The 11039-nt window shown below is 39.8% G+C and carries 8 protein-coding genes; 2 read left to right on the plus strand and 6 right to left on the minus strand.

Annotated elements, in window-relative coordinates:
* Positions 1–69: 69 nt before the first annotated feature.
* Together H6G75_RS18785 and H6G75_RS18790 are read right to left on the minus strand one after the other, a co-directional pair.
* Entirely contained in the window at positions 70–2148 is a 2079-nt protein-coding gene (locus tag H6G75_RS18785) for a cation:proton antiporter (RefSeq protein ID WP_190981525.1), read from the minus strand.
* A 257-nt stretch (positions 2149–2405) separates the two neighbouring features.
* Positions 2406–3017, minus strand: a complete 612-nt coding sequence (locus tag H6G75_RS18790) for a heme-copper oxidase subunit III (protein WP_190981526.1) — start codon at positions 3015–3017, stop codon at positions 2406–2408.
* Positions 3018–3231: 214 nt separating this feature from the next.
* Between H6G75_RS18790 and H6G75_RS18795 the strand changes: the two genes are divergently transcribed.
* Positions 3232–3585 (plus strand): four helix bundle protein, encoded by a 354-nt coding sequence (locus H6G75_RS18795; protein WP_190981527.1) that lies wholly within the window; start codon positions 3232–3234, stop codon positions 3583–3585.
* A gap of 78 nt (positions 3586–3663) precedes the next feature.
* Here H6G75_RS18795 and ctaD read toward each other — a convergent pair whose 3' ends face one another.
* From ctaD to H6G75_RS18815, 4 genes are all read right to left on the minus strand, one after another.
* The gene (gene ctaD / locus H6G75_RS18800; protein WP_190981528.1) at positions 3664–5334 is read right to left on the minus strand and encodes a cytochrome c oxidase subunit I; all 1671 of its coding nucleotides are present in this window, start codon (positions 5332–5334) and stop codon (positions 3664–3666) included.
* 59 nt (positions 5335–5393) lie between these two features.
* Positions 5394–6311 carry a cytochrome c oxidase subunit II gene (locus H6G75_RS18805; RefSeq protein WP_190981529.1) on the minus strand — a complete coding sequence of 306 codons (918 nt, stop codon included), beginning with the start codon at positions 6309–6311 and terminating at the stop codon, positions 5394–5396.
* 116 nt (positions 6312–6427) lie between these two features.
* The gene (locus H6G75_RS18810; RefSeq protein ID WP_190981530.1) at positions 6428–7033 is read right to left on the minus strand and encodes a DUF2231 domain-containing protein; all 606 of its coding nucleotides are present in this window, start codon (positions 7031–7033) and stop codon (positions 6428–6430) included.
* Positions 7030–7530 (minus strand): DUF2231 domain-containing protein, encoded by a 501-nt coding sequence (locus H6G75_RS18815; protein ID WP_190981531.1) that lies wholly within the window; start codon positions 7528–7530, stop codon positions 7030–7032. The genes H6G75_RS18810 and H6G75_RS18815 overlap by 4 nt, the downstream gene beginning before the upstream one ends.
* Positions 7531–8333: 803 nt before the next feature.
* Between H6G75_RS18815 and H6G75_RS18820 the strand changes: the two genes are divergently transcribed.
* On the plus strand, positions 8334–10925 hold the full coding sequence (locus tag H6G75_RS18820) for a translation initiation factor IF-2 N-terminal domain-containing protein (RefSeq protein ID WP_190981532.1): 2592 nt from the start codon (positions 8334–8336) through the stop codon (positions 10923–10925).
* The last annotated feature ends 114 nt before the right edge of the window (positions 10926–11039 follow it).

Here is an 11039-nt window from a genome sequence, read left to right on the forward strand (position 1 = left end):
TGAGGTATGACCAACGATAGAAATTAAACTTTCAACTTCATGAAATACTGTGAGTAAATTGAGCAGAGCTTACGAGTGAGGTTCACCGAGCAATACAATCGAGCATTTCAACTCTCTCAAAATTTGAGTTGTGACTTGACTCACACCTAAACCGCCGGCTGTACGATAGCGTACAGAACGCAATACTGCTAAATCAAAGGCTTGAGCTTCTCGAATAATTACTCTAGCGACATCATCACCTTTCACTGTCTGGATGTTAGTTTTCACCTGTAACTGACTTTTTGTCGTAATTTCCGCTAATTGCGATGTAAATTTTTCTACTAAAGCTGGGGGAGTTTTGCGATCGCTCACATGCAACAATACCACCTCTGCCTGATTCACATCAGCTAGAATTTGCGCGAACCTAACAGCACCGATAGTTTGTCGCGTCAAATCACCAACAGGTACTAAAATTCTTTGGATACTGGTTGGACTACTCAATAAACGTGTCACCGCTACCGGACAATGTGAAGACCAAAACACACTATCAATTACACTTCCAAACAAACGAGCGCGAAAACCTGTAGTTTGTGACCAACCCATCACCACTAAATTCGCATTACGTTCTCGACTCGCACGACTAATTCCTAAAGCTGCATCATCATCAATGCGAATTGCTGGTGATACTTCCACATCAAATTCTTGACTAATTTCCTGCGCCAACTGCAATCTTTTTTGACTTTGCTCCAGCGCCGTCACCAATTGCGGATCATCCATCTGAATCAACGCTTTAGTAATCGCTAATGGAACAATTCTCCCCCCTTCATGACGCGCCAATAATGCGGCCATTTCTATTAAATAACGCTGGGTTTGCGGATTGTAAATCGGCACTACTACAGTGAATTGATTTGATGATTCTTCTATCTCAATTTCATGACTTTCCCACCAAGTTGCCAGACTATCTGTTTCTAAATCTGCATCACTAACTTGTAAAGCCGTCGCAAACCTAGAGGTAATGACTGGCCCTAAAATCGCAGTCACCAGCATCAAGAGAATCACACTATTTAAAACCCCTTCACTGATTAACCTTTCACCAGCAGGGTTAACAGTTTGATAAGCTACTAATGCCGCCGCTAATGTAGCTGCTACCTGCGGTAGAGATAACGACCACATTGTGAGCATTTCTGCGGTGTTATAGCGATAAAATAATTTTGCTAAAAATGCTGCAATAAACTTACTGCCAATTAAAGCTATGACGATAACCGCAGCCAACCAAACAGAACTCAGGGTCTTGAGAAATGCCGGGATATCAATCAATAACCCCATATCTACAAAGAAACACGGGATAAATAACACACTCCCAATAAACTCAACTTTCTCTTTAACGGGGCTACGTCCTAAAACATCATTAACAGCTAAACCCGCTAAAAACGCCCCAACAATTTTCTCAACTCCAATAACTTGCGCTCCCACAGAAGCCAAAAATAATGCTAGTAAAATAAATAAAAACTGATTGCTTTGTTCATCTCCCGAACGCCGAAAAAATTCCTTACCAGCCCAGTCAAAACCAAACAAAACCACAACCGAATAAATAGCTAATCCACCCAAAAGTGTGGCTAAACTCAAGGCTGTAAATTCTCCACCATGAATCCCCACACAAATTGCTAAGACCAACAAAGCACCTGTATCAGTAAAAATTGTTGCACCAATTGTTACAGTCACAGCTTCATTTGTCACTACACCCAACCGACTAACAATTGGATAAGCCAATAAAGTATGGGATGCCAGTAAAGAACCAATTAAAAAAGAAGAGTTCCAACCAAAATTAAATAACCGCCCAACTAAAACACCAGCTATTAATGGCACTATAAAAGTCAGAGTACCAAATCCAATAGAACGATTTTTAGTTTTACGAAACTGTTCTAAATCAATTTCTAACCCAGCGACAAACATCAAATAAATTTTACCAATATCTGATAGCAGTTTGATGGTGTCAGATTCAGAATTAAGTAACTTTAAACCATTTTCTCCTAAAATCACACCTGCTACTAGCAAACCTACCAATCCCGGCAATCGCAATTTTTCAAATATTGGTGGTACAGTAAAAATTACTGTGAGCAGAATAGTAAATGCAATAATTGGGCTTGCGACTAAAGATTGGATTGCCATTGGTGAAGTAAATATTTCTAAGAAAGATTGTATATACTGAATTTGTTTGGCTCAGTAAAATTAAATTTTCTACATTAAGCCTTCCAAGTTTTATCTTGAAAAGAGATTTTTCACATCTATACAGAGATAGAGTGACATAATTTTATAAATCAGAATAAAATTATCTTGAGAATATCTAAATATGAAAAACAGAGGAAAGAGTAAATTCTCTTACCCTTCCCCTGAAAATTGGCTTTGTATCTAGACAAATTTAATATTTACTGCCAAACATAAAGCAGAACAAACAACACAATCCAAATCACATCCACAAAGTGCCAAAATAGTGAAGTAGCATTTACACCAAAGTGGCCAGATTCGTAATTACCTGGAATAAAAGAACGGATCAAAATCATTAATTGCAACAAAATACCTGTTAAAACGTGTAAACCGTGAAACCCAGTTAACAGGTAGAACATTCCGCCAAAAGTTCCAGATGTGAAACCAAAAGCCAGGTGACTCCATTCAATAGCTTGCCCGACCAAAAAGTAACTGCCCATTGCCATTGTTGCCAGCAGATACATCCGAAAACCAGACAAATTGTGACGTTGTAGGGAGCGTTCTGCCAAATAAATTACAAAGCTACTTGCAACCAACACAACAGTATTAATTGCTGGTTCTCTAACTTCTAATCCTTCTACACCAGCCGGTAGCCAGTTAGGGTTTGTTAACTTATAGACAATGTAGCCGGCGAAAAAACTCAAGAAAATTACACTTTCCGATAGTAAGAACACAATAAAACCAAACATTTTATTGCCTTCTTCGTCATGTCCATGCTCACCACCATGATGAGAGTGATTCTGCAACTGATAGGAATCTAGAGAACTGTCCATAGGGATATTAGGGTGTAAGGGTGTAAGGGTATATGGGTGTAAAAACTGCTAGTACAGGTCGGCAGAAATAAACAGACCACAAGGAATTGCTAAAAAGCTTGTGGTATCAATATTCTTTCTTTTTCCTTTTGACCTTTTACTTTTGCCTTGTTGTACTAGGCACTTCCATTGACTGTGGAGTAAAACGAAGTAGCACTAAATATCAGAACAGTTAATGCAGTCTTATCGAGATTTGAAAGTTTGGCAAGAAGCCATGAATGTTGCTGAATTGTGTTACAAAGCAACAAAAGCATTTCCCAAAGAAGAAACTTATGGAATGATTGCTCAAATTCGTAGAGCTGCGTCATCAATTCCAGCTAATATTGCTGAAGGTTATGGAAGAAGAACACGTGGCGAGTATATTCAATTTTTATACATCGCCCAAGGTTCCCTCAAAGAGCTAGAAACACATTTGTTATTATCTATTCGTGTTGAACTAGCCTCATCACAAATTATTATTCCTGTCGTTAATCAATGCGAATCAGTTGGGAAGTTATTGTTTTTCCTGATTCGTTCGTTAGAGAAATAGGGGTGTGAGGGTTTGAGGGTTTAAGTGTGTAAGGGTTTAAGGGTTTAAGGGGTGTTAATTCCCTACAACCCTATACCCTTACACCCCTACACCCTTCTCTTCTGCCACCAACGGTTCTGATTTGCCATAACCGTAAGGTTCAGAGATAACTACAGGAATTTCTTCAAAGTTCTCAACAGGTGGTGGTGAAGAAACCAACCACTCTAAACCAATTGCCCGCCAAGGGTTATCAGGTGCTTTTTCGCCTTGCATCCAAGAAATCACCATGTTGAAGATGAATGGCAAGGTAGACATACCTAACAAAAATGCACCCAGACTAGCAACGATATTCCACTGTTCATACTCTGGCGCATAAGAAGATACCCGGCGTAACATCCCTTGCAAACCTAGTGGGTGCATGGGTAAGAAGTTGAGGTTAGTACCAATAAATGACAACCAGAAATGTAATTTACCCCAGCCTTCGTAGTACATCCGACCAGTCATTTTGGGGAACCAGTGATAAATGGCAGCATACAAGCCCATTGTCACTGTACCGAAGAGGACGTAGTGGAAGTGTCCAACTACAAAGTAAGTATTGTTAACGTGAACATCCACAGGTACAGAAGACAACATAATCCCTGTGATGCCAGCAAAGACAAACATGATTAATCCACCCAAGGCAAATAACATGGGTGTATTCAAACGCAACTTACCACCCCAAATTGTTGCTACCCAAGCAAATACCTTAATACCAGTCGGTACAGATACAAACATGGTTGTTAACATGAAAATCAACCGCATCCAAGCAGGTGTACCACTGACATACATGTGGTGAACCCAAACAATGGCGCTGACGACGGCAATTAACAAGGATGAAATTGCAACGACTTTGTAACCGAATAAAGGTTTGCGAGAGTAGACAGGGAAGATTTCGGAGAAGATACCGAAAACTGGCAGGATAATCACATACACAGCCGGGTGAGAATAGAACCAGAAGTAATGCTGGAACATGACTGGGTTGCCGCCGTTGCTGGGGTTGAAAAAGCCAGTACCAACGGTGAGGTCAAGTAACAACATGACTGCGCCTGCTGTCAGGGCTGGTAAACCAAACAATTGGATGATTTGGGCGCTGAGGACTGCCCAGACAAACAAAGGCATCCGAAAGAAGGTCATACCGGGCGCACGCATCTTGACGATGGTGGTCACAAAGTTGACAGCACCCATAATTGAGGAGACACCAGAGATGGCGACTGCCAACAGCCACAAAACTTGACCGTTAATCAAGTGGCCTGTGGGATTTTGCAAACTGACGGGAGGATAAGCCCACCAACCTGCTTGGGCAGGGCCACCAGGGACAAAAAAGCTGGCCATCAACAAAATCCCGACTACGGGAACCATCCAAAAGGCGACGGCGTTGAGGCGGGGAAAGGCCATGTCTCGCGCCCCAATCATTAAGGGGACGAGGTAGTTAGCAAAACCAACTAGTGAAGGAAATGTCCACAAGAACAGCATGACTGTGCCGTGCATGGTAAACATACCGTTATATACGGTGCGGTCAATTAAGTCGGCTTCGGGGGTGATTAATTCTCCCCGGAGAATCATGGCGAAGATACCGCCGATGAGAAAGAAGAAAAAGGAAGTAACAAGGTATTGAATACCGATGACTTTGTGGTCGGTGCTAAAGCTGAAATATTGTTTCCAGCCTCCTGGGGTTTCGTGGTGTGGTTTCCCAACCGGGAGGCTGAGACCATCAATAGGGATGTTAGTCATTGTTCTTTTGAAGAAACAGGGGTGTGAAGGATTTGAGGGTGCAGGGAATTAGTTTGCTGTCAACCGGAATAATTAACCAAAGGAGGTGCAGCTGGTACGACGGTATCCCAACCATTTTTCACTGGTTCATTGGCTGCTTTAGCGTATTCAGAAGCAGCTTGGTTATTGGCGGGGGAGAGTTTGTGTGTGGCGATTTTAGCCAACCATTTGTGATAGTCTTCGTCAGATTCCACAACTACGTTTGCCTGCATGGTGGCAAAGTAAGTGCCGCTATATTGCGAGTCGGTGAGGTGATATTGACCCTGGCGAATGGGGGTAAATTCAAAGTCGATAGTATGGTTGGGAATGATGTCTTGTTTGAGGCGGAATGCTGGGATATAAAAGCCATGCAGTACGTCTTCTGATTGCAGTGCTAAACGCACGCGGCGATCGCTTGGTAAATGCAGTTCGGTACTGGTAACATTTCTTTCAGGGTAATGAAATACCCACGCCCATTGTTTGGCGATGACATCAATTTTTTCTACAGGTTCACTGATTACACCCTCTTGGGGTGCAGCATAAGCTGATTCCATCCCCACGGGGTTATGCAGATGCACAAGTTGGGCGGGGCCTTGAATACCCATTTGTTCGTAAACTTGGGAGCTATAACCAGCAATCCACAGTACTAACATAATGGGGATGGCTGTCCAGACAACTTCCAAAGTGACGTTACCTTCAATGTGGGGGCCATCGCTGAGGTCGCCTTTTTCGGCGCGATGGAAAATCACAGAATACATCAAAGTGCTGGTGACACCAAGAAAAATAAATGCGCCTAATGTCACCAAAAAACTAATCAAATCATCAATCAGATGAGATTCGGCCGCCGCTTGGGGTGGTAGCCAGGAATAGGCTTGTTTACCTATCCAGATACTGGTGATGCTAATTGCGATCGCACCAGTAATTAATGTTAATACGCTTAAAATCTTTGAGAGTTTCATGGGTTTTGGTCATGAGTCATGAGTCATTAGTCATTGGTCACTTGTACTGAGCGAAGCCGAAGTATTGGTCATTAGTCATTAACAAATGACAAAGAACAAAGGACGAATGACAAAAGTTATTTGAGCATTGTGTTCAGGTCTTCGCCTAATTGCAGTAGTCTATCTGCGGTGTTATGAACGCCAAATTCGGCAGCTAACTGCGCTCCTAATGTGCCGTGCAGGAACATCAAAAACATAATTGCGACTCCCGCAAATAAATAGCTCCACTGCACTTCTACGTCGTAATCTTTACTCCAAGAAAAGCGTTGCCATCCTCTCCACATGGTCATCCCGACAAATAAAGCTAGGAGGACAACACCACCAATACCGTGCCACAGCATGGTTTCCATTGCTGGCATTCCCCATGCACTCTTGATATCTGTTGGTGGAGAGGCTAAAAACATTTCGTAAAAGCCAGCAGCTACAGTAAAAAAGGTGATGGCAGTTGCTGCAACCATGTTGTACCAGCCCACATCAAAGAAGTTGGCACGTTCAACAGTAATTGCTAAGAATTTGAACACCCATTTTTGAATAGGAAACAAAACACCGACGATATCAAAGGTAATACCAATGATGAATAGACCGATGGTCAGATGCACCAAATTTGGGTGAATAGGCAGAGTGTAAGGTAGTCCGTTAGCGCCTATTTCTACATTTAATTGATTAATTAGTTCTGAATTCATGGCAGCATCCCATCCTTGGCAGCTTCAACAACTGGTACTGTGTGCAATCCATATACCCAAACCAATTCATCACCTAAATAAACTTGCAAGCCGACAATTGCTACTAAGACAAATCCCACGGCTAAATAATGAATTGGTAATTTTTGCGGGTTACGCGAACGAATTACATAGCGCCAGGCAGTAATTGTGGCGATGAGGCCAGACAGTGACCAACCAATCAGGGTATGGATATTTAAAACTGATTTAGCTACATCGTAAGGTTGAGCTAAACCAGCTTCAAACTGTCCAAAAATAATCGCTACGAAAATGGCGATCGTAGCAACAAACATATTCCACCAACTCACCTCAAATAAGCGAGTTTTACCAGTAAAATAACCTACTAAGTCACAGAAAAATGCAAACAATACCATTGCAATTACAAAGTGAACAACAATGGGATGTAGCGTATCTGGATAGGGTAGATTATGGTCGTTCAACGATGTAAAAAAATCAAGCATAGTTTCCTGCACCTTAGCCAAAGTTTCATGTTTAACAGACAAGCATGACAATCACTACAAACATTCCTACCTGAATGGATTATCTTCAAAACCGCGTAGCGCCATCCAAGAAATCAGGTATTAGCTTTGTTTAAGCTCAATTTGTTGAAGTTACTATTTATCGTCAATGATTCAGTTCAATTCATTTGTTCATGCTGATACTTTATAACAACGATTTTGAATTTACCTCACAAAATCGGAGTTATTTGGTTGATAGTTGGTCATCTATCTATTAGCTTAAGGATTTTTTTAGTAATTGTCAAAAAAATAATAGAAAGCTATAAAAACCACGGCTTTAACAGAAAACCTATTATGATGATGTAGCTTATCTACCTTTTGTTTTTAGATATTACATATAGAAAAAACTTTGTATATATGATTCTGCACAATTATCAAATATTTGTTTGTAATCCAATTAACATAAGACTTTTGTCTATAAGTTATCAATAAGCAGAAAAATAATAAATAATATATTAAAATAAAAAACCTCATCGCAATATCTACTGCTATTCTTGATTTTAATTTGCATTAAAAGCAAAGCTTATATATTCACATCTTCTACCAAGCGACTGAAGTCGCGGCTACACAGACAAAACCCGCCTACGCGGGTTCAAAAACCTTGATTTTACGTTAGTCCGCGTAAGTCTTAATAAATAATATAAATTTCGACATTGCTCCCCGTAATTTTACTTAAGTAATTCAAATTAAATATGTTTTAATGTAATTAAGCCAAAAAACCCTATTAGCATATATAGGTTTTGTTGATGGATAACGGCAAAGTAAAAATATACGAACTATCAAAAGAACTGAATTTGGATAACAAAGAGCTATTAGCGATTTGCGACCAGCTCAACATTGCAGTCAAAAGCCATAGCAGTATAATTTCAGAAACAGAGGCAGATAATATCCGGGTTGCAGCTAAAAAACTGGTGGCTAAAAATGGAATCCCTAAAACAGAATTCTATACATTCACTTATGAACCAATTTCACCACACAGTGACTCGCGCAACAGACCTGCAACACCCCAGCAAAACCACAAAAAGGAAATTCTGGAAATTCGTAAACCCAAAATATTGCAAAATCCTACTTTCAACAATAGGGATAGAACAGCTAATACCTCTGTCCAAGACAACTCCATAGAAGTAAAAATAGCTTCAGAAGATTGGGGATATAAATTGCTAGGTTCGGCAATCAACCGTCTTATCCTTGATCTTGAAAGTCAAACTGTTCTTAAAACATATTCAGAATTTCAGCAAAGGCGAGAATTTGCTAATAAGTTAATGAAGGAATTATTTGGACAAAAACCTTGCCTATTTTATATACGCCGCAAGGGGCAAGGAAAACAAGACGGAGAAGAAATTTGGGAGTTAACAATAGCCACAGATAGAGATGATGCGTTACTTCCTTCAAGACTTGAAAACCTCGGAAAAACTTTAGGATTAAGAGCGGCTGTAGAACAAAATGGATATGGCGGTTTACAAATACTTTCTACTCGGTTGTTAGAAACTAAATCCGGTTATGCCGATAGCTATGCTTTACCTTGTCTTTTGCGCCTACTGCCAAACTACAAATACCAAATTAATATTCCATCAGCAGCACTAACTAGAATAGCTAAAATGCCCATCTGTGGTGATCATGTACCTACAGAGGAGCAGATTAAAGCCTGGCAAGCTTTTTTACAAACAGAGAAGAAAATTGCTCAAGCACGTCAATTTTGTGTATATTTCTTAGGTCACAATTATGGCTCTGCTACCAGAACCATCAGCTTTGATATTGACGTAGATTTAGCTACTGTTGACGGTGCTGAAGAAAATTCTCTTGATACGGAAGATTTTTGGCAACGGGTAAGACGGGCAAAAAATGAAGATATCAGGTTGTTTGAGACTGTTACTGATAGAAGAAACTGGCGTGGTAGTCGCCAATTAGGGTTGATTGAAGGATTTGACTCTCAGAAGTGTATCATCCGTGTGAAACTAGAACGTGAATTAGCAGAAAAGATGGCAGATGGGCTTTACCAACTACCGTCTCCAGGATTTTTATATTTTCAAGCTGCTGGTGATATACAACAGATTCGTCGTAAAGAAATAGCTTTAGATGACTTAAATCAAGGTCGTACTCAAAATCCCTACTTAGGAAATTTCTTCTTCGATGCTTCCCAAGCAAGACCAATAAAAAATACGGTTCAACTTCAACCAGATGATTTATTATTATCATCCGCTAATCCTAGCCAGAAAGCAGCAGTAGAAATGGTGCTTGCATCTGAAGATTTAGCTTTGATTCAAGGGCCGCCAGGTACAGGTAAAACTACTGTAATTGCTGAAATTTGCTATCAAGTTGCTCTGCGGGGTGGACGTACTTTAATTGCTTCTCAAGCTAATTTAGCAGTAGATAACGCCCTGAGTCGATTAGTTCACAACCCTGTAATTCGGGCGGTGCGAAAAGGGAAAGCTGAAAAAGTGGGAGAGGAAGGACAGCCATTTTTAGAAGAAAAAGTAATTAATACGTGGCTAACGAATACAGCCACCTACTGTGAAAACAGTCTTGAAAAAAGACTGAACGATGCAAAAATATTAAGTAATTTGTTGACATTATCACCGAGATTTTTAGAATATATAAAATTAGAAAAGGTATTCCAACAAGAGCAAAACCTATTAGAAACATGCAAAGCTAATTTAGAGTTGGCTTGTACAAAACAAACTAATGAATATCAACAAATAACAGCACAAATATCTGTGCTTGAATCTCTCAAGATTGCTGTGGATAATTTGTTAAATGAAGAATCTTTAGTAGACTTACAAGATTCACAACTTATCAATTTGTGGAGTAGCCTTTTGCCATATATATCTACAGATATTTATGTGCAGTACTTTTCTGCAAATCTTCGTCTAGCAATCAATTTAGCTTCTGAACTTGGCATTATCAACCCAAATGTTAGCTCATTTGGTTTAGCTGCTTGGTTGCATAATACAGTCACTGCCAAAATTTCTGAATTTAAGACAGCTTTAGATTATGCCAATCATATAGCTACAGTAATAATTGAATCTGAGTCAGCCGCACAAATTTATAGACAAAATTCACAGTTGCTTACTGAATTTAATTCAACTCACCAACAACTTATTCCTGTTCAGCAAAACTTACAGCAAAAAATTAGGAAATTACAAAAACGTCAGTCTGAAATCAGTTCAGTAATAATTTCACTAGATACATGGCTACTTACAGCAAAATCTACTGTACTTAACAGCTTGAAACAATCTTTTAAAACACGCCAAAACTTGACAGTTGAATCAATAGAAATTCCTGTTGAATTATTAACACTCATACAGGAGTATCATTACGTAGACTGGCAGAAGTGTTGAATGTTAAGAAAAAACCGATAAAAATCGCCCAAAGTTTGGTAAAATTTGGGCGATAAACATAAATATATCTGTTTGATAGTGATTATAAATACATTTCCCAAAGTTGTCAAAGAT

Origin of the sequence: Nostoc sp. FACHB-280 (assembly GCF_014697615.1) — a bacterium.
GTDB lineage: Bacteria > Cyanobacteriota > Cyanobacteriia > Cyanobacteriales > Nostocaceae > Nostoc_B.

Excerpts from the sequence above, each read along its gene's own strand:
- H6G75_RS18785 (WP_190981525.1), bottom strand. The coding sequence starts at position 2,148 with ATGGCAATCCAATCTTTAGTCGCAAGCCCAATTATTGCATTTACTATT.
- H6G75_RS18790 (WP_190981526.1), bottom strand. The coding sequence starts at position 3,017 with ATGGACAGTTCTCTAGATTCCTATCAGTTGCAGAATCACTCTCATCAT.
- H6G75_RS18795 (WP_190981527.1), top strand. The coding sequence starts at position 3,232 with ATGCAGTCTTATCGAGATTTGAAAGTTTGGCAAGAAGCCATGAATGTT.
- ctaD (WP_190981528.1), bottom strand. The coding sequence starts at position 5,334 with ATGACTAACATCCCTATTGATGGTCTCAGCCTCCCGGTTGGGAAACCA.
- H6G75_RS18805 (WP_190981529.1), bottom strand. The coding sequence starts at position 6,311 with ATGAAACTCTCAAAGATTTTAAGCGTATTAACATTAATTACTGGTGCG.
- H6G75_RS18810 (WP_190981530.1), bottom strand. The coding sequence starts at position 7,033 with ATGAATTCAGAACTAATTAATCAATTAAATGTAGAAATAGGCGCTAAC.
- H6G75_RS18815 (WP_190981531.1), bottom strand. The coding sequence starts at position 7,530 with ATGCTTGATTTTTTTACATCGTTGAACGACCATAATCTACCCTATCCA.
- H6G75_RS18820 (WP_190981532.1), top strand. The coding sequence starts at position 8,334 with ATGGATAACGGCAAAGTAAAAATATACGAACTATCAAAAGAACTGAAT.